This window comes from Burkholderia sp. A2 (assembly GCF_001729305.1).
Taxonomy (GTDB): Bacteria; Pseudomonadota; Gammaproteobacteria; order Burkholderiales; family Burkholderiaceae; genus Burkholderia; species Burkholderia sola.
In genome coordinates this window covers 120,467-139,926 of the sequence record NZ_LZXX01000091.1, presented here as the reverse complement: position 1 = coordinate 139,926, position 19,460 = coordinate 120,467, and the positions used below count along the sequence as shown (strand labels likewise).

Annotated in this window: 15 protein-coding genes and 1 pseudogene; 10 read left to right on the top strand and 6 right to left on the bottom strand. The window is 69.4% G+C overall.

Annotation, left to right across the window (positions count from 1 at the left end; genetic code table 11):
• Positions 1–35: 35 nt before the first annotated feature.
• Positions 36–1,544: a class I adenylate-forming enzyme family protein gene (locus tag A9Z05_RS14975; RefSeq protein WP_069618775.1), complete on the bottom strand. Its 1,509-nt coding sequence runs from the start codon at positions 1,542–1,544 to the stop codon at positions 36–38.
• A 50-nt stretch (positions 1,545–1,594) separates the two neighbouring features.
• Complete coding sequence (locus A9Z05_RS14970) at positions 1,595–3,247, bottom strand: acyl-CoA dehydrogenase family protein (RefSeq protein WP_069618774.1); 1,653 nt, start codon at positions 3,245–3,247, stop codon at positions 1,595–1,597.
• A gap of 121 nt (positions 3,248–3,368) precedes the next feature.
• On the opposite strand from A9Z05_RS14970, the gene A9Z05_RS14965 reads away from it, so the two are divergent.
• From A9Z05_RS14965 to A9Z05_RS14950, 4 genes are all read left to right on the top strand, one after another.
• On the top strand, positions 3,369–4,037 hold the full coding sequence (locus A9Z05_RS14965; protein WP_069618773.1) for a TetR/AcrR family transcriptional regulator: 669 nt from the start codon (positions 3,369–3,371) through the stop codon (positions 4,035–4,037).
• A 208-nt stretch (positions 4,038–4,245) separates the two neighbouring features.
• Positions 4,246–5,400 (top strand): pyridoxal phosphate-dependent aminotransferase, encoded by a 1,155-nt coding sequence (locus A9Z05_RS14960; RefSeq protein WP_011694020.1) that lies wholly within the window; start codon positions 4,246–4,248, stop codon positions 5,398–5,400.
• Between the two features lie 49 nt (positions 5,401–5,449).
• Entirely contained in the window at positions 5,450–6,238 is a 789-nt protein-coding gene (locus A9Z05_RS14955) for an ABC transporter substrate-binding protein (RefSeq protein WP_069618839.1), read from the top strand.
• A gap of 15 nt (positions 6,239–6,253) precedes the next feature.
• On the top strand, positions 6,254–7,684 hold the full coding sequence (locus A9Z05_RS14950) for an FAD-binding oxidoreductase (RefSeq protein ID WP_069618772.1): 1,431 nt from the start codon (positions 6,254–6,256) through the stop codon (positions 7,682–7,684).
• 45 nt (positions 7,685–7,729) lie between these two features.
• Here A9Z05_RS14950 and A9Z05_RS14945 read toward each other — a convergent pair whose 3' ends face one another.
• Positions 7,730–8,302, bottom strand: a complete 573-nt coding sequence (locus A9Z05_RS14945; RefSeq protein WP_069618771.1) for a PadR family transcriptional regulator — start codon at positions 8,300–8,302, stop codon at positions 7,730–7,732.
• A 68-nt stretch (positions 8,303–8,370) separates the two neighbouring features.
• A complete protein-coding gene (cadR, locus tag A9Z05_RS14940; RefSeq protein ID WP_006477300.1) occupies positions 8,371–8,802 on the bottom strand; it encodes a Cd(II)/Pb(II)-responsive transcriptional regulator in 432 nt (143 codons plus the stop codon).
• 82 nt (positions 8,803–8,884) lie between these two features.
• Here cadR and A9Z05_RS14935 point away from each other — a divergent pair, with 82 nt between their 5' ends.
• Complete coding sequence (locus tag A9Z05_RS14935) at positions 8,885–11,365, top strand: heavy metal translocating P-type ATPase (RefSeq protein ID WP_069618770.1); 2,481 nt, start codon at positions 8,885–8,887, stop codon at positions 11,363–11,365.
• A gap of 10 nt (positions 11,366–11,375) precedes the next feature.
• Positions 11,376–11,738, top strand: a complete 363-nt coding sequence (locus A9Z05_RS14930) for a zinc ribbon domain-containing protein (protein WP_069618769.1) — start codon at positions 11,376–11,378, stop codon at positions 11,736–11,738.
• A gap of 159 nt (positions 11,739–11,897) precedes the next feature.
• Here the strand turns inward: A9Z05_RS14930 and A9Z05_RS38435 are convergent.
• A pseudogene (locus tag A9Z05_RS38435) lies at positions 11,898–12,779 on the bottom strand (GyrI-like domain-containing protein).
• A 275-nt stretch (positions 12,780–13,054) separates the two neighbouring features.
• Between A9Z05_RS38435 and A9Z05_RS14920 the strand changes: the two are divergent.
• From A9Z05_RS14920 to eutC, 4 genes are all read left to right on the top strand, one after another.
• The gene (locus A9Z05_RS14920) at positions 13,055–14,518 is read left to right on the top strand and encodes a mechanosensitive ion channel (protein WP_069618768.1); all 1,464 of its coding nucleotides are present in this window, start codon (positions 13,055–13,057) and stop codon (positions 14,516–14,518) included.
• A 209-nt stretch (positions 14,519–14,727) separates the two neighbouring features.
• Entirely contained in the window at positions 14,728–16,140 is a 1,413-nt protein-coding gene (gene eat / locus A9Z05_RS14915) for an ethanolamine permease (RefSeq protein WP_069618767.1), read from the top strand.
• 100 nt (positions 16,141–16,240) lie between these two features.
• The gene (locus A9Z05_RS14910; protein WP_069618766.1) at positions 16,241–17,638 is read left to right on the top strand and encodes an ethanolamine ammonia-lyase subunit EutB; all 1,398 of its coding nucleotides are present in this window, start codon (positions 16,241–16,243) and stop codon (positions 17,636–17,638) included.
• Positions 17,635–18,432: an ethanolamine ammonia-lyase subunit EutC gene (gene eutC / locus A9Z05_RS14905; RefSeq protein ID WP_069618765.1), complete on the top strand. Its 798-nt coding sequence runs from the start codon at positions 17,635–17,637 to the stop codon at positions 18,430–18,432. Before A9Z05_RS14910 ends, eutC begins: the two co-directional genes overlap by 4 nt.
• On the opposite strand, the gene A9Z05_RS14900 is transcribed toward eutC, so the two are convergent.
• Positions 18,425–19,309: a LysR family transcriptional regulator gene (locus tag A9Z05_RS14900; RefSeq protein ID WP_069618838.1), complete on the bottom strand. Its 885-nt coding sequence runs from the start codon at positions 19,307–19,309 to the stop codon at positions 18,425–18,427. The two genes, eutC and A9Z05_RS14900, sit on opposite strands and share 8 nt — an antisense overlap.
• Positions 19,310–19,460: the final 151 nt, after the last annotated feature.

The following is a 19,460-nucleotide window of genomic DNA, read 5'->3' as shown; positions in this document are numbered from 1 at the left end:
GTGGTTTTTTATTGGCGTTGACCCATGACCGGGCGCTACTCGCTGCGCCCGCGCAGCAGAAACTTCTGCAACTTGCCCGTCGGCGTGCGCGGCAACGCCTGCACGAACGTGAATTCGCGCGGGACCTTGTACGCGGCGAGCCGCTCGCCGCAGAACGCGCGCAGCGCATCCGCATCGGGCGTCGCGTTCGCCCGCATCACCACGTGCGCGACGACCGTCTCGCCCCAGTCCGGATGCGCGACGCCGACCACGGCCGCCTCGGCGATGTCCGGGTGCGCACCGAGCACGTCCTCCACTTCCTTCGAATAAACGTTCTCGCCACCGGTGACGATCATGTCCTTCAGCCGGTCGACGATGAACAGATAGCCATCCTGATCGATCCGCGCGAGGTCGCCGGTGCGATACCAGCCGCCCGGCGCGAACGCGGCGCGCGTCGCGGCCGCGTCGTCGAGATAGCCGAGCATCATGCTGCCGGTCTTCAGCCAGATCTCGCCGGTTTCGCCCGGCAGCGCATCGACGCCGTCCGTCCGCACGACCCGCAGGTCGACGCCCGGGCCGCCGTGACGGCCGATCGAGCCGGCCTTCGCGATCTGCTCGTCCGGATACAGCGTCGTGCCGGCCGGCCCGGTTTCGGTCATCCCGTACACCTGGAAGAACGCGCGGCTGCGATACGCCCGCGCAAGCCGTTCGGCCTGTGCGGCGCCGATCGGGCCGCCGCCGTACAGCCACGCGCGCACGCTCGACAGGTCGAACGCCGCGAAACCGTCGACCGTGTCGAGCGGCAGCGTGTACGACACCGGCGCGCCGAAATACAGCGTCACGCGCTCGCGTTCGACGGTCTGCAGGAAGCGCAGCGGATGGTAGTCGCGCAGCAGCACGACGGTGCCGCCCGCGACCAGCGTGCCGCCGAACCAGTTGTTCAGCGGCGACGAATGCCAGATCGGCATCGCCATCAGCGTGCGCTCGTTGCGGTCGATCCCGATCGCGAGCGCCGCCTGCATCGCGGCGAGCGTCACCGTGCGATGACTGTGCACGCAACCCTTCGGGCGGCCGGTCGTGCCGGACGTATAGAGGATCTGCGCGACGTCGTCGTCGGCCGGTTCGATGCCCGCGAGGCCGTCCATCGTCGCGCACATCGTGTCGAAGTTCGGCACGCCGTCGAGTTCGCCTTCGGTCACGAGCCGCCGCGCCGGATGCACGATCCGCTCGACCACCGGTGCGAGCGCCACGTCGAACAGCAGCGCGGTGCTGCCGCTGTGTTCGAGCACGTAGTCGACTTCCGGCGCCTGCAGCTTGTGGTTGACCGGCACGAACGCCGCGCCGAGGCGCCATGCGCCGAACATCAGGTCGACGAAGGCCGGCGTGTTGAAGCACATCGCGGCGACGCGGTCGCCGGCCGCGACGCCGAGCGCGCTCAGCACGGCCGCCGCGCGGTGCGAACGCAGGCGCGCGGCCGCATACGTGATCGTCGCGGATTCGCTGACGAGGAACGGTTTGTCGGGCGTCGCACGGGCGGCGCGGTCGAGGGCGGCGACGAGGTTCATCGAGGCTCCGGGCGGGCGAACGAACGGGAATTCGGGTGAACGGGCCGGCGTCAGGCCGGGTACGCGCGCTGCAGCAGCGCGGCCACGTCGATCGCGCGCGGATCGAAGCCGCCCGCGATACGGCCCCAGTCGGGCGCGGCGAGTCGCGTCGCGACGAACGCGTCGGCGACCGCTGCCGGCGCATCGCGACGCAGCAGGCACGCCTGCGCGACGAGCGCGAGCCGCTGCGCGAACACGCGGCCCGACGCTTCGAGCGTGTCGGCCGGGGTGGCGAGCATCGCGCGCAACGCGTCGAGCGCCGCGCGGATGTGCGGCTCGCCCGCGCCGAGGTCGGCGAGTTCGTCGAACAGCGCGGCGGCCGCGTCGGGCTCGCGCGACACCGCGCGCAGCACGTCGAGACACATCACGTTGCCCGAGCCTTCCCAGATCGAGTTGACGGGCGCCTCGCGGAACAGGCGCGCGATCGGGCCGTCGTCGACGTAGCCGTTGCCGCCGAACACTTCCATTACCTCGCCGGTCAGCTCGACCGCGCGCTTGCAGACCCACAATTTCGCGGCGGGCGTGACGATCCGCTTCCATGCGCGCTCGCGCGGCGAGTCGTCGCGCTCGAACGCGTCGGCGAGCCGCATCGCGAGCGACAGCGCCGCCTCGCTTTCGAGCGCGAGATCGGCGAGCACGGTGCGCATCAGCGGCTGCTCGGCGAGCGCGCGGCCGAATGCGTGGCGCTGGCGCGTGTAGGCGATCGCCTGCACGACGCCCTGGCGCAGCATCGCCGCGCTGCCGAGCACGCAGTTCAGCCGCGTGTAGGTGGCCATCTCGATGATGGTCGGAATGCCGCGGCCTTCGTCGCCGAGCATGATCCCCCACGCGTCGTTCAGCTCGATCTCGCTGCTCGAGTTGCTGCGGTTGCCGACCTTGTTCTTCAGCCGCTGGATCTCGACCGCGTTCTTCGTGCCGTCCGGCCGCCAGCGCGGCACGTAGAAGCACGACGGGCCGCCGGCTTCGGTGCGCGCGACGACGAGGTGCGCGTCGCACATCGGCGCCGAGAAGAACCACTTGTGGCCGCGCAGCCGGTATTCGCCGCCGCGGCCGCCCGCGCCGGCCGGCGTGGCGAGCGTCGTGTTCGCGCGCACGTCGGAGCCGCCCTGTTTCTCGGTCATGCCCATGCCGAACCAGATCGCGCGCTTGTCGGCGATCGGCACGTCGCGCGGGTCGTAGTCGTCGCTGTAGAGCTTGTCGCGCAGCAGCTCCCACAGCGCGGGCTCTTTCTGCAGCACGGGAATCGCGGCCTGCGTCATCGTCGCCGGGCACAGCGTGCCGGCCTCGATCTGGCCGTGCAGGTAGAAGCCGGCGGCCGTCGCGGCCCAGCGGCCGCGGCGCGACTCGCGGAACGCGAGCGACACGAAGCCTTCGTGGCGATACTGGCCCAGCAGCGCGTGCCAGGCGGGATGGAAATCGACGCGGTCGATGCGCCGGCCGCGCCGGTCGAACGCGTTCAGTTCCGGTGTGTGGCGGTTCGCTTCGTCGGCGAGCCGCGCGGTGTCGGCGCTGCCGAGCCGCGCGCCGTACGCGTCCAGCTGCGGCACGGCCCAGTCGGCGCCCGCCCGGGCGAGCGCGTCGCGCAGCGCGAGATCCGTCGCGAAGAGGTTATAGTCGACGAGTTCGTCGAACTGGTTCGTGACGGCGTGAGTCGAGTCGGTCATCGCGGTTGCCTCCGGTCTCGTGCTGCGCGGTCAGCCGGCGTCATGCCGCGCGAAAGGGCGCGTCGGCGCGGGTTCCGGCTTCCGGTAAAACGTATTCCCTGCTGAATTCAGAGTAGCAAATATGCCGCCGCGACATGTTCAGGTTCCGGCGCCGCCCGGCTCGCCGGCGGCGCAACCCGCGCCCGCGTTGCGCCGCCGGCCGCGCCAGTCGCGCGCGCAGGCGAGCTCCGACGCGCTGCAACAGGCGTTCGTTCAGCTTTTGCTCGAACGCGGCTACGCGAAGGCGACGATCCGCGAGATCGCGGCCGTCGCGGGCGTCAGCATCGGCACCTTCTACGAGTATTTCGGCGACAAGCAGAGCCTCGCGGCGCTCTGCATCCACCGCCGCGTGCTGGCACTGGCCGACCGGCTGCGCGACACGGTGCAGCGGTTGCGCGGCGCGCCGCGGGCCGCGCTCGCCGGCGCGCTGGTCGATCTGCAGGTCGATACGATCGCCGCCGACGCGGCGCTGTGGGGCGCGCTGTTCGCACTGGAGCGGCAGGTGTCGCCGCTGGCCGCCTATCGCCGGCATTACGACGCCTATGTCGCGCTGTGGCGCGACGCGCTGGCCCACGCGGCCGATCCGCCGCCGGCCGCGCGGCTCGACGGGCTCGCGCGGATGGCCCACACGATCTGCTACGGCGGACTGTCGCAGGCGCTGCTGACGCTCGGGCCCGCGCTCGATTTCGCCGCGCAACGCCGCGAATTGCGGGCCGTGCTACTCGCGTACCTCGCGGCGGCGGACGCCTAGCCTTTCGTAGGGAAAATGCCCGATTTGCATGCCGGCCGGTCTAGCCGGCCTTGCCGTGGCGTGCTTCTCCCGGCGGGTCATGAGAAAAATGCATGGCCGCCATGACGAACTTTCGATTGTCCGCCGATATTGGCTCGGGCTAAATCATGCGGCAGATGCAGGGTTGCGCAGGGCGCGCCCCGCCCGAAGGACATCAGGAGGAGGAGTCATGCGAAGCGCCACCGCGCCCCGTTCGAAACTGCCCGACGTCGGGACGACGATCTTCACGGTGATCGGCCAACTGGCTGCTCAACACGACGCGCTGAACCTGTCGCAGGGCGCGCCGAATTTCGCGCCCGATCCGGCGCTCGTCGAAGGCGTCGCGCGCGCGATGCGCGACGGTCACAACCAGTACGCGCCGATGGCCGGCGTGATCGCGCTGCGCGAGCGGCTCGCCGAGAAGACCGAGGCGCTGTACGGCGCGCGCTACGATCCGGCGACCGAGATCACGGTGATCGCGAGCGCGAGCGAGGGGCTGTATGCGGCGATCAGCGCGCTCGTGCATCCGGGCGACGAGGTGATCTATTTCGAGCCGTCGTTCGACAGCTATGCGCCGATCGTGCGGCTGCAGGGCGCGACGCCGGTCGCGATCAAGCTGTCGCCCGAGCATTTCCGCGTGAACTGGGACGAGGTGGCCGCGGCCATCACGCCGCGCACGCGGATGATCATCGTCAACACGCCGCACAACCCGACCGCGACGGTGTTCTCCGCCGACGATCTCGAGCGGCTCGCGCAGCTCACGCGCGACACGGGCATCGTGGTGCTGTCCGACGAAGTCTACGAGCACGTCGTGTTCGACGGCGCGCAGCACCAGAGCGTCGCGCGCCACCGCGAGCTGGCCGAGCGCAGCGTGATCGTGTCGTCGTTCGGCAAGTCGTTCCACGTGACCGGCTGGCGGGTCGGCCATTGCCTCGCGCCGGCCGAGCTGATGGACGAGATCCGCAAGGTGCACCAGTTCATGGTGTTCTCGGCCGACACGCCGATGCAGGTCGCGTTCGCGGAGATCCTCGCGCGGCCCGACAGCTATCTCGGCCTGTCGGCGTTCTACCAGGCCAAGCGCGACCTGCTCGCGCGCGAGCTGGCCGATTCGCGTTTCGAGCTGCTGCCGAGCGAAGGCTCGTTCTTCATGCTCGCGCGCTTTCGCCACTTCTCGGACGAAAGCGACAGCGATTTCGTGCTGCGCCTGATCCGCGACGCGCGTGTCGCGACGATTCCGCTGTCGGCGTTCTATACCGACGGCACCGACGCCGGCGTGATCCGGCTCAGTTTTTCGAAGGACGACGCGACGCTGGTCGAAGGCGCGCGGCGGCTGCGTTCGCTGTAAGACAACCGGCGACGGGGACGTCGCATCGACCGGACACTTGGAGATCACGATGAAACACACGGCTACCCTGAAACTCGCGTTCGCACTCGCGTGCGCGATCGGCGCCGGCGCGGCGCTCGCCGATGCGCCGACGCTGCGCTTCGGCCTCGAAGCGCAATACCCGCCGTTCGAATCGAAGGCGCCGAACGGCGACCTGCAGGGCTTCGACATCGACGTCGGCAATGCCGTCTGCCAGACGGCGAAGCTGTCGTGCAAATGGGTCGAGACGTCGTTCGACGGGCTGATTCCGGCGCTGAAGGGCCGCAAGTTCGACGCGATCAACTCGGCGATGAATGCGACCGAGCAGCGGCGCCAGGCGATCGACTTCACGACGATCATCTATCGCGTGCCGACCCAGCTGATCGCGCGCACCGGCAGCGGGCTGCTGCCGACGCCCGAATCGCTGAGGGGCAAGCGCGTGGGCGTGCTGCAGGCGTCGATCCAGGAAACCTTCGCGAAGGCGCACTGGGAGCCGGCCGGCGTCGCGGTCGTGCCGTACCAGGACCAGAACCAGGCGTATGCGGATCTGGTCGCGGGCCGCCTCGACGCGACGCTCGTGCTCGCGCCGTCCGGCCAGCGCGGCTTCTTGTCGCGCCCGGACGGCAAGGGCTTCTCGTTCGTCGGCCAGCCGGTGCACGACGACAAGATCCTCGGCAGCGGCATCGCGTTCGGCCTGCGCAAGGGCGACGACGCGCTGAAGGCGAAGCTCGACGCGGCGATCGACAAGCTGAAGGCGGACGGCACGGTGAAGTCGCTCGGCCTGAAGTATTTCGGCGATATCGACATCTCGACGAAGTAAGCGGGGCCGCGCACGATGCCGACTCCGAACCCGAGCGCCGCGGGCAGCGAACCGGACGACAGGCCGCTGCCGGACGATGCCGTCGATGCCGTGCTGGCCGCCGAACTGGGCGACGCGCTCGTCACGCGCGCGGCCGATATCGATCCGCGTTACTTCACCGCGTACAACGAGCCGGCCGGCGTGCGGCCGCGTGCGCTGGTGCGTCCGCGCAGCGTCGACGACGTGTCGCGCACGCTCGCGTTATGCATGCGGCTCGGTCAGCCGGTCGTGCCGCAAGGCGGACTGACGGGGCTCGCGCGCGGCGCGGTCGCGCTGGGCGGGGAGGTCGTGCTGTCGATGGAGCGCTTCGCGGGCATCGAGGCGCTCGACGCGGCGGCCGGCACGATCACCGTGCGCGCGGGCACGCCGCTGCGGGCGGTGCAGGAAGCCGCGGGAGCGGCGGGCTTCACGTTCGGCGTCGATCTCGGCGCGCGCGGCTCGTGCCAGATCGGCGGCATGCTCGCGACCAACGCGGGCGGCACGCGCGCGATCCGCTACGGGATGATGCGCGAGCAGGTGCTCGGGCTCGAGGCCGTGCTCGCGGACGGCACGGTCGTGTCGTCGATGAACCGGATGCTGAAGAACAACGCGGGCTACGACCTGAAGCAGCTCTTCATCGGCAGCGAAGGGACGCTCGGCGTCGTCACGCGCGCGGTGCTGCGGCTGCATCCGTTGCTCGCGGCGCCGGCCACGGCGCTCTGCCGCGTGCGCGACTACGACGCGGTGGTCGCGCTGTGGAACCGCGTGCGCATGCTGCCGGAAGTCGTCAGCTTCGAGGCGATGTGGCCGGCGTTCTACGACTATGTCGCGCGCCATACGCCCGGCGTGTCTGCGCCATTTGTCGGCGATGGCGGTTTCGCGGTGTTGATCGAATGCGCGACGAGCGCGCCGGGCGGCGATGCGCACCGGGCGCTCGAAATGGGGCTGGCCGCCGGATTCGATGCTGCGCTCGTCGACGATGCGGTGCTCGCGACCTCCGAGCGGCAGGCGCGCGATTTGTGGACGCTGCGCGAAGGGCTTGCGATCGATGCGCTGCCCCATCTCGTCAACTTTGACGTGAGTCTGCCGACGGGCGAACTCGGCGCGTTCGCCGAACGCTGCGAGGCGGCGTTGCGGGCGCGCTGGCCGGCGCTCGCGTGCCTGTTCTTCGGCCATGTCGGCGACGGCAACGTGCACATCGGCGTGTCGCTGGCCGGGATGAACGACGCGGATGCCGATGCGCTCGATCGCTGCGTGTATGCGGTGGTGCGCGACATGGGCGGCTCGGTGTCGGCCGAGCACGGGATCGGCGTACTCAAACGTCCTTATCTGGCGCACACGCGCAGCGACGCGGAAATCGGGTTGATGCGGCGCCTGAAGGACGCGCTGGACCCGCGCGGCATCCTGAATCCCGGCAAGGTGCTTTGACGCGACCGACGCCCGTCGCCGACGGGAAACGGCCGGCGCGATGCATCAGCCGTCCACCCAGCGCAGCGCGCCGATCTTCAGGTGTTCGACGACGCTGCGCGCCCAGTCGAGCTCCGCATTGAGCAGCACGAGCGCATATTCGTTCTGCAGCAGGAACAAGCGCGGCACCTGGTCGGCCTGCGCGGTGGCGCGCAGCGCTTCGAGCCGCTCGCGCTCGGCGTCGAGCCGTGCGATGCGCAGCTCGAGCTGGCGACGCGCATCTTCCGCATCGAGCAGCGGCAGGAACGCGAGGCCGGCGCCGAACGCCGGAAATTCACGCGCGGGCTCCGCGAGCAGCGCATGCAGCCACGCCTGCCCCGCCGTGTGCCCGGCTTCCGTCAGCGCATACAGCGTGCGCTCCGGAAACGCGCCGTCGCGCTCGGTGTCGTGCACGACGATCAGCCCGTCGCGCAGCAGCCTGTCGATCGTCTGGTAGAGGCTCGTGCGCTGCCGCACGTTGACGACTTCGTCGTAGCCGCGGGCCTTCAGTTGCTGCAGCATCCCGTACGGATGCATCGGCGTTTCGGTGAGCGTCGCGAGGACGGCCAGCGCGAGCGGGGACGGGCGGCTCGTAGACATGAATAGTTAAGATATATCTAGTAATAATATAACTATTCTCAGCCAGACTATCTTGTTTGACAAGGTTTTCAGCCGAGATGCGAGCGCTTCGCGGCCGGGGCGACGGTTTCCATCGTCGCAAGACCGTGCACGATGCCGCAATCCTCGACCGAGTGCTCGCCGACGCACTGGCGGCGCAATTCAGTCAGCTGGTCGCGCAGATGCGTGAGTTCCGCGAGGCGCGCATCGACGTGTCCGATGTGATCGTCGAGCAGCGAATTGATCGAATCGCAGCGGTCGGCCGGCGTGTCGGTGAGCCGAAGCAGCGCGCGGATTTCGTCGTGCGCCATGTCGAGCGCGCGGCAATTGCGGATGAAGCGCAGCCGTTCGACGTGCACGTCGGTGTAGTTGCGATAGTTCGAATCGGTGCGCTCCGCATCGGGCATCAGGCCCTCTTTCTCGTAGAAACGGATCGTCTCGGGCGTGCAGCGGGCTGCTTTGGCCAGTTCGCCGATCTTCATGTCGTGCTCCCGTGTAAGGGTTGACCTTGTAGTGGCTTCAGGGTGTTAACTCTACACCGTCAAGCCACAAAAGGAGGTTGTCATGACCGACGCCCAGCGTCCCCACGACCCACGACACCGTCATGCCGGCGGCGCCGATGCCTGCTGCGCCGATGCGCGCGACGCGCAGACGGTGACCGTGGCCGATGCGGCGCCGGCGGCCGGCGAGCGCGCGCACGGCCATGATCATGACCACGATCACGATCACGACGAAGCTGGCGGCGATACGCATCGCCATGGCGCCGCGTGTTCGCCCGACCATGCCGACCACGACCACGACCACGACCACGACCACGACCACGCGGCCGGCGACTGCTGCGCGCCCGCCGCGCTGACGCTCGCGCCGCTGCCGGTCGCGCAGGCGACCGCGTCTGGCCACGTGCGCTCCGCGTTCCGGATCATGCAGATGGACTGCCCGACCGAGGAAACGCTGATCCGCAAGAAGCTCGGCGGCATGCAGCAGGTATCGGCGCTCGAATTCAACCTGATGCAGCGGATGCTGACCGTCGAGCACGTGGCCGGCGCGCAGCCGGCGATCGAAAGCGCGATCCGCACGCTCGGGATGACGCCTGAGGCCGCCACGACGGCCACGGCCGGCGGCCCGGCGGCGCGCGTCGCCGACGCGCCGGCCAAACCGTGGTGGCCGCTGGCGCTGGCCGGCGTCGCCGCGATCGCGTCCGAAGGCGCGACCTGGGCCGGGCTGCCTGTGTGGCTGTCGGCGGCGCTCGCGCTCGCCGCGGTGCTCGCGTGCGGGCTGACGACGTACAAGAAAGGCTGGATCGCGATCCGCAACGGCAACCTGAACATCAACGCGCTGATGAGCATCGCGGTGACGGGCGCGATGGCGATCGGCCAGTGGCCGGAAGCCGCGATGGTGATGGTGCTGTTCACGATCGCCGAGCTGATCGAGGCGAAGTCGCTCGACCGCGCGCGCAATGCGATCCAGGGGCTGATGCAGCTCGCGCCGGACACCGCGACCGTGCAGCAGGCCGACGGCGCGTGGCGCACGATCGAGGCCGCGCAGGTCGCGCTCGGCGCGGTCGTGCGCGTGAAGCCGGGCGAGCGGATCGGGCTGGACGGCGAAGTCGTCGCCGGCCGCTCGACGGTCAACCAGGCGCCGATCACCGGCGAGAGCCTGCCCGTCGAAAAGGCGAGCGGCGACGCCGTATACGCGGGCACGATCAACGAATCGGGTTCGTTCGAATACCGTGTGACGGCCGTCGCGGCGAACTCGACGCTCGCGCGGATCATCCACGCGGTCGAGGAAGCGCAGGGCGCGAAGGCGCCGACGCAGCGCTTCGTCGACCAGTTCGCCCGCGTGTATACGCCGATCGTGTTCGCGGTCGCGCTGCTGGTCGCGGTGGTGCCGCCGCTCGCGATGGGCGGCGCGTGGCACGACTGGATCTACCGCGCGCTCGTGCTGCTCGTGATCGCGTGCCCGTGCGCGCTCGTGATCTCGACGCCCGTGACCATCGTGTCGGGGCTCGCGGCCGCGGCGCGGCGCGGGATTCTCGTGAAGGGCGGCGTCTATCTGGAAGAAGGGCGCAAGCTCGCGTGGCTCGCACTCGACAAGACCGGCACGATCACGCACGGCAAGCCGGTGCAGACCGACTTCGACGTGCATGCGGACGACGCCGATGCGGCGCGCGTGCGGCACCTCGGCGCGAGCCTCGCGGCGCGCTCCGATCACCCGGTGTCGCAGGCGATTGCCGGGGCGGCCCGCGACGCCGGCACGACGGCATTCGCCGACGTGCAGGACTTCGAAGCGATTGTCGGGCGCGGCGTGCGCGGCACGATCGACGGCACGCGTTACTGGCTCGGCAATCACCGGCTCGTCGAGGAGCTGCAGCGCTGCTCGGCGGCGCTCGAGGCGAAGCTCGACGCGCTGGAGCGGCAGGGCAAGAGCGTCGTCGTGCTGGTCGACGCAACGCGCGTGCTCGGCATCTTCGCGGTGGCCGACACGATCAAGGACACGAGCCGCGATGCGATCGCCGATCTGCATGCGCTCGGCATCCGCACCGCGATGCTGACGGGCGACAACCCGCATACCGCGCAGGCGATCGCGCGGCAGGCCGGCATCGACGATGCGCGCGGCAACCAGTTGCCGGAAGACAAGCTCGCGGCGGTCGACGAACTGTCGGCGGGCGGCGCGGGCGCGGTCGGGATGGTCGGCGACGGGATCAACGATGCGCCGGCGCTCGCGCGCGCCGACATCGGCTTCGCGATGGGCGCGATGGGCACCGACACCGCGATCGAGACGGCCGACGTCGCGCTGATGGACGACGACCTGCGCAAGATTCCCGCGTTCGTGCGGCTGTCGCGCGCGACGCACCGCGTGCTGGTGCAGAACATCGGTTTCGCGCTCGGCGTGAAGGTCGTATTCCTCGGCCTCACGGTCGCGGGGCTCGGCACGATGTGGATGGCGGTCTTCGCCGACGCGGGCGCGAGCCTGATCGTCGTGGCCAACGGCTTGCGGCTGCTGTCGTCCTCCGGCGCGTTCGGTGGCGCCCAGGCCACGCGTTGAGGAGCGGGCGATGAGCTTTCTGAAACGGATTCTCGGCGGCCACGGCGGCGGCCATGGCAGCGGGCACGGCAATAGCGGGAACGGCGGCCACGGCGGCGGGCATCACGGCGGCCCGCGCCAGGGCGGGCACGGCTGCCGCAATCGCCACGGCTGGGGCCGGCAGGCGCCGGCCGACGCGGGCAACGGTGGTCAGGGCGGCAATCTGGCGCTGAGCCAGCTCGCGTGCGCGGGCTGCGGCGCACTCAACGCGGCCGATGCACGCTTCTGCGCGCAGTGCGGCGTGGCGCAACGCGGCAAGGCCTGCAGCCGCTGCCACGCGGCGCTGGCGGCCGACGCGCGGTTCTGTCCCGGCTGCGGAACGCAGGTGGCTTGAAGCTATCCGCGTGTTCGTGCCGGCTGCGCATCAGCACAGGCCGGCACGCTTCGCTCGACGGCCGGCGCACCGGCCTGCCCGATGCCGTCCCGGGCATGCTCGCACCCGCAATATCGTCGCGGTCCGTCCAGATACACGGCGCCGCGACACACCCGTCGCTCAGCGCAGCGGCAGATGAATTTCGGTGCGCAGGTCGGCCGGCGCCGTATCCATCGGCGTATTGAGGTACAGCTCGAACGGCGGCGCGTCGGCGGCTTCGCGGCCCGAGTGACGCAGCCAGTCGCCGTAGAGCCACTGGTAGGCCGTCTTCAGGTCCGCATACGGCCCGGTATGCAGCAGCACCGCGTAGTCGCCGCCTGCGATCGTCGCACGCTCGACCGGCGGCGCGGGCGCGACGTCCGGCGCGCCGTCGGCCGGCATGATGCACGCTTTCGCGCACAACTGCGCTTCGGGCGTCGTGTCCGGATCGTCGTAGAAAATCCCGATCATCTTCGCGCCCGGGCCGAACAGTCCGTTCTGCGCGGCCCACGCGCCGATCCGGCCGAACGCGTCGCCCACCTTCAGGTATGCGCCGGTATGCGTCACCGCCTAGCCGCGCAGTTCCGGCAGGCGCCGGATCTCGACCTCGTGCTTGAACATGTCTTCCTCTCCTCGCTGTAGTGGATAAATCGGCCGGTGGACGCCCGTGCGCCGGTGCTGCGCGGGCAGCACGCCGTACGCGTCGCGAAACGCCCGCGCGAACGCGTGCGTCGAACCGTAGCCCGCGCGCCGCGCGATCTCGTCGAGCGGCCGCGTGGTACAGACCAGATCCTCGGACGCCCGCACGATCCGCATCCGCCGCACCGTCAGCACGATCGATTCGCCGTACAGCGCGCGGTAGACGCGCTGCCAGTGATACGGCGACAGGCACGCGACTTCGGCGAGCCGGTTCAGGTCGAGCGGGCCGTCGAGATGCGCGCCGATGTACGCATGGACGCGCGCCACGCTGGCCGCGTAGCGCACCCATGCGGGCGGGTCGGGTTTCGTTTCGGCTGGGGGCATCGATGTGTCCGGGCTGGAACCGACGCCACGGTAGCACGGGCCGAATGGACAAATCTTGCGGAAATGCCGGACACCCGACGATCAGCCCCTTTTTGATTTCCACGAAATGGGGTCTTGCCCCTCCGGGATCTCGGACTAAAGTTAAAGACGGTGAAATCGGGTGAACGCGTCATTTTTCTCGGGTAAGTTGCTCGGACGGGGCAGCACGCATTTCGAATTACGCAGGTCGTTCGTCGATGTTCAATCGCCACACCACGTTTTCGGGAGAAGAAGAAATGGATGCTTCCAGCTTCATCACGTCGCTGCAGGCCACGCTAGGCGGATACCTGCCCAAGATCGCCGGCGCGATCGGCATCCTGGTGATCGGCTGGCTGATCGCCGTTGCGGTGCGGGCCGGCGCGCTCCGGCTGCTCAGTGCACTGAAGGTCGATCAGCGGATCACCGACAGCACGGGCCAGGGCGCGTGCGTCGAACGCATCATCGCCGGCGGCCTGTTCTGGCTCGTGCTGCTCGTCACCGCGGTGGGCATCTTCAACGTGCTCAACCTGTACGCGGTCTCCAATCCGTTCTCGCTGCTCGTCACGCACATCGTCAACTACCTGCCGAACCTGATCGGCGGCGCGGCGCTGACGCTGATCGCGTGGCTGATCGCATCGCTGCTGCGCAGCCTCGCGAACCGCGCGCTGAAGGCGAGCAAGGTCGACGCCACGCTGTCCGAAAGCGCCGGCATGCAGCCGATGAGCGGCTATCTCGGCGACGTGCTGTTCTGGCTCGTGATCCTGATGTTCCTGCCGGCGATCCTCGCGTCGTTCGCGCTGTCGGGCCTGCTCTCGCCGGTGCAGGGCATGGTCGACAAGCTGCTCGCGATCGTGCCGAACCTCTTCGCGGCCGCGGTGATCGGCTTCGTCGGCTGGGTCGTCGCGCGCGTGCTGCGCGGCCTCGTGACGAACCTGCTGGTCGCCGCCGGCGCCGACCGCCTCACGCAAGGCATCGACAGCCCGACGCCGGTGCGCGTGTCGAGCCTGGTCGGCACGATCGTCTACGTGTTCGTGTTCGTGCCGACGCTGATCTCCGCGCTCGACGCGCTGAAGATCGACGCGATCTCGATCCCCGCGACCAACATGCTGAACCAGTTCCTCGGCGCGGTGCCGGACATCGTCGCGGCGATCGTGATCGTGCTCGTCACGTTCTACTTCGCGCGCTTCGTCGCGTCGCTCGCGCAGAAGCTGCTGGAAGCCGCCGGCGTCGACGGGCTGCCGGCCGTGCTCGGCGTCGAGCGCGTGTTCTCGGGCATCCTGCAGCCGTCGGTGCTGGTCGCGCGGTTGATCGTGTTCTTCGCGATGCTGTTCGCGTCGGTCGAGGCCGCGAACCGGCTCGGCTTCACGCAGGTGCGCGACGTCGTCACGCTGTTCATCGAATTCGGCGGCCACGTGCTGATGGGCGGCGTGATCCTCGTGATCGGCGTGTGGCTCGCGGGCCTCGCGCGCCGCGTGATCGAGCAGGCCGACCGCGAGCACAGCGTGCTGTTCGCGCGCATCGCGCAATTCGCGATCCTCGGCCTCGTGTTCGCGATGGGGCTGCGCGCGATGGGCATCGCGAACGAAATCGTCCAGCTCGCGTTCGGCCTCGTGCTCGGCGCGATCGCGGTGGCCGTCGCGCTGTCGTTCGGCCTCGGCGGCCGGGAAGCGGCCGGCAAGCTGCTCGACCGCTGGTTCAACCAGCGCGGCGGCGGCCAGTAACGCCGGCCGGTACGGCCGCTCCGGCCCGCATCGCGCGGGCCGGAGCGGCGTGGCGACGCGCGCGGCCGGCGTTACCGCGAGCGTTTCCGCAAGCAAAATGTCAGCCGCGATCTTTGCCGAATTTCGATAACACGTCGTTTAATGACTCTCTAGCATCGATTCTCAGTCGCGCGGGCCCGCAGGTCCGGCGCCTTTGAGGAGAGAGTCCGATGAAAGCAGAGTCGAATGGCCGGCCCGCCGCCGGCGTCAAGTCCTCCGGCCAGCCCGCGCTGCAGCAGACGCTCGGGACCTGGCAACTGTGGGGCATCGCGGTCGGCCTCGTGATTTCCGGCGAATACTTCGGCTGGAGCTACGGCTGGGCCAGCGCGGGCACGCTGGGTTTCGTGATCACCGCGCTGTTCGTCGCGGCGATGTACACCACCTTCATCTTCAGTTTCACCGAGCTGACGACGTCGATCCCGCACGCGGGCGGCCCGTTCGCGTATGCGCGCCGCGCGTTCGGCCCGACCGGCGGTTATCTGGCCGGCGCCGCGACGCTGGTCGAGTTCGTGTTCGCGCCGCCCGCGATCGCGCTCGCGATCGGCGCGTACCTGCACGTGCAGTTTCCGGGGCTCGAACCGAAACACGCGGCGATGGGCGCGTATCTCGTGTTCATGGCGCTGAACATCGTCGGCGTGCAGATCGCGGCGACCTTCGAGCTCGTCGTCACGCTGCTCGCGATCTTCGAGCTGCTGGTGTTCATGGGCGTCGTGTCGCCGGGCTTCGCGTGGAGCAATTTCACGAAGGGCGGCTGGTCGGGCGCCGATCACTTCAGCATGGGCGCGTTCCACGGGATGTTCGCGGCGATTCCGTTCGCGATCTGGTTCTTCCTCGCGATCGAAGGTGTCGCGATGGCCGCCGAGGAAGCGAAGAACCCGAAGCGCTCGATTCCGATCGCGTACGTGGCCGGGATCCTGACCCTCGTCGCGCTCGCGATCGGCGTGATGGTGTTCGCCGGCGGCGCGGGCGACTGGACCAAGCTCGCGAACATCAACGATCCGCTGCCGCAGGCGATGAAGTACATCGTCGGCGCGAACAGCGGCTGGATGCACATGCTCGTGTGGCTCGGGCTGTTCGGGCTCGTCGCGTCGTTCCACGGGATCATCCTCGGCTATTCGCGCCAGATCTTCGCGCTGGCCCGCGAAGGCTACCTGCCCGAATGGCTCGGCAAGGTGCATCCGCGCTTCAAGACCCCGCATCGCGCGATTCTCGCGGGCGGCGTGGTCGGGATTGCCGCGATCTACAGCGACGAGCTGATCCAGTTCGGCGGGCAGACGCTCACCGCGAATATCGTGACGATGTCGGTATTCGGTGCGATCGTGATGTATATCGTCAGCATGGCGGCGCTGTTCAAGCTGCGTCGCTCGCAGCCGAACATGGCGCGGCCGTTCCGCGCGCCGCTGTACCCGATCTTCCCGGCCTTCGCGATCCTGGCGGCGCTCGTTTGCCTCGGGACGATGGTGGTTTTCAACGGGCTGGTCGCGCTGGTGTTCGTCGGCTTCCTCGCGGTCGGCTACGCGTACTTCCTCGCGACCCGTTCGCAGCGCGCGAGCGCGCCCGGCGACGCGCTGCTGGAGGAGTAAGCAGGGTGACGACGGTGAACGAGAAAGGCCGTTCCTGACGGCATCCGGCGCGCCCCGTCGAACGGGCGCGCCGTCGGCTTTTGGCAAGGAGATTCGCACGATGTCCTATACGGAGACGATCGGTCCGCGCACGTACCGCTTCGCGGACCTGAAGACGCTGCTCGCGAAGGCGAGCCCGCTGCGTTCCGGCGACCAGCTCGCCGGCGTCGCGGCGGCGAGCGAGGAGGAGCGCGTCGCCGCGAAGATCGCGCTCGCGGGCGTGCCGCTGAAGGCGTTCCTGAACGAAGCGGTGATCCCGTATGAAGACGACGAGGTCACGCGCCTCATCATCGACGATCACGACGCGCACGCGTTCGCGGAGATCTCGCACCTCACCGTCGGCGATTTCCGCAACTGGCTGCTGTCGCCCGCGGCCGACGGCGCGGCGCTCGAACGGATCGCGCCCGGCCTCACGCCCGAGATGGTCGCGGCCGTGTCCAAGCTGATGCGCAACCAGGACCTGATCGCGGCCGCGCGCAAGCGCCGCGTGGTCACGCGCTTTCGCAACACGGTCGGGCTGGCCGGCCGGATGTCGGTGCGGCTGCAGCCGAACCACCCGACCGACGACGTGAAGGGCATCGCCGCGTCGATGCTCGACGGGCTGATGTACGGCTGCGGCGACGCGATGATCGGCATCAACCCGGCCACCGACAGCCTCGCGGCGATCGTGAAGCTGCTCGCGATGATCGACGGCTTCCGCGAGCGCTACGGCGTGCCGACGCAGTCGTGCGTGCTCACCCACGTGACCAACACGATCGCGGCGATCGAGAAGGGCGCGCCGGTCGATCTCGTGTTCCAGTCGATCGCGGGCACCGAGAAGGCGAACGCGAGCTTCGGGATCTCGCTCGCGCTGCTCGCCGAGGCGCGCGAGGCCGCGCTGGCGCTGAAGCGCGGCACGGTCGGCGACAACCTGATGTATTTCGAGACGGGCCAGGGCAGCGCGCTGTCGGCGAACGCGCACTTCGGCGTCGATCAGCAGACCTGCGAAGTACGCGCGTATGCGGTCGCGCGCAAGTTCGAGCCGTTTCTCGTGAACACGGTGGTCGGCTTCATCGGGCCCGAATACCTGTACGACGGCAAGCAGATCATCCGCGCAGGGCTCGAGGATCACTTCTGCGGCAAGCTGCTCGGCGTGCCGATGGGCTGCGACATCTGCTACACGAACCACGCGGAAGCCGACCAGGACGACATGGACACGCTGCTGACGCTGCTGGGGGCGGCCGGCATCAACTTCATCATGGGGATTCCGGGCGCGGACGACGTGATGCTCAACTATCAGAGCACGTCGTTCCACGACCAGCTCTACGTACGCGAGGTGCTCGGCCTGCGCCGCGCGCCGGAATTCGAGGAATGGCTGGAGACGATGGAGATCGCCGACGCGCACGGCGCGCTGCGCGCGGCGTCGGCACGGGTGCCGCTGCTCGCGGGCGCGAACGACTGGATGGGGATTTCCGCATGAGCGACGCCGTCGAGAAGAATCCGTGGGGGCAGCTGAAATCGTTCACGAACGCGCGGATCGCGCTCGGCCGCGCGGGCAACAGCCTGCCGACCGCGCCGCTGCTGGCCTTCAACCTGTCGCATGCGCAAGCGCGCGACGCGGTGCACCAGCCGCTCGACGCGGATGCGCTGCGGCGCGAGATCGAGGCGGCCGGCATGCTGCCGACGCTGCGCGTGCAGAGCGCTGCGCCCGACCGCGACCACTACCTGCGCCGGCCCGATCTCGGCCGCAAGCTGTCGGACGACAGCCGCGGGCTGCTGGCCGGTTACGGGGCGGCGCTCGACGACGCGCCCGATGTCGTGTTCGTGGTCGGCGACGGGCTGTCGGCGTTCGCGGCCGCGAAGCAGGCGCTGCCGCTGTTGCAGGCCGTGCGGCCGCGGCTCGACGCGGACGGCTGGCGGATCGGCCCGGTGGTGGTCGCCACGCAGGCGCGCGTCGCGCTCGGCGACGAGATCGGCGAGCTGCTGCGCGCGAAGGTGGTCGCGATGCTGATCGGCGAACGGCCGGGGCTCAGTTCGCCGGACAGCCTCGGCGTGTACCTGACGTGGGCGCCGAAGGTCGGCTGTCACGACGCGCTGCGCAACTGCATCTCGAACGTGCGGCCCGAAGGGCTGCCGCACGCGGCCGCCGCGCACAAGCTGCATTACCTGATGACGCACGCGCGCCGTCTCGGGCTGACGGGCGTCGGGCTGAAGGACGACAGCGACGCGCTGCTGCCGCCGGCGGAAGCGGAGCGGATCGGCGCGACTACGTGAACAGCCGTTCGCACAGGAAATCGACGAACACGCGCAGCTTCGGCGACAACTGCCGGCTCGACGGCCACACGATCGAGAATTGCCCCGGCGCGATCCGGTAGGCGTCGAGCACGGTGACGAGCGCGCCGTGTTCGAGCGCGTCGCGCGCGAGGAAGTCGGGCATGTAGCCGATGCCGAGCCCCGCGAGCACGGCGCCGCGCAGCGCTTCCATGTTGTTGCAGGTCATCGCGGTGCGCAGCGTGAGCGGCGTGCCGTCGTCGGCCGCGAGCGCCCAGTCTTGCAGCTTGCCGGTGGTCGGGAAGCAGTAGCGCACGCAGTCGTGCGCTTCGAGTTCGCGCGGCGTGCGCGGCGTGCCGGCCCGCGCGAGATACGCGGGCGTCGCGCACAGCACGAACGCGAACGGGCCGAGCCGCCGCGACATCAGGCTCGAATCGGACAGCGGGCCGCTGCGGATGACCGCGTCGAAGCCGCCTTCGACGACATCGACCATCCGGTCGTTGAAATCGAGATCGAGCTCGACGTCCGGATAGCGCTGCCGGAACTCGGGCAGCACCGGCAGCAGGAAGCGGTAGCCGATCACCGGCAGGCTCACGCGCAGCTTGCCGCGCGGGCGCTGCGCGGAGGCCGTCACGGTCGCCTCCGCGTCGCGGAAATCCTCGAGGATCCGCTGGCAGCGCTCGTAGAAATGCCGCCCCTCGTCGGTAAGCGTCACGCGCCGCGTCGTGCGGTTGAACAGGCGCACGCCGAGCGACTGCTCGAGTTTCGCGATCGTCTTGCCGACCGCCGACGCCGAGATGCCGAGCGTGCGGCCGGCCGCGACGAAGCTCAGCGCTTCGGCGGTGCGGACGAACGCGACGATGCCGGTGAGGTTTTCCATCGAATCGAACGGTGCGCGGCGACGCACGCTAGCGGGATAATTGCGGAATTTTAGTCCGTTATATGCGGAGCTTCGCGTGGTTTTTCGCGGATTGAATCCGATTTATCTTCTGTCGCTCTGATGGCGCATCCGCGCCGGCTTTTTCGAGGAG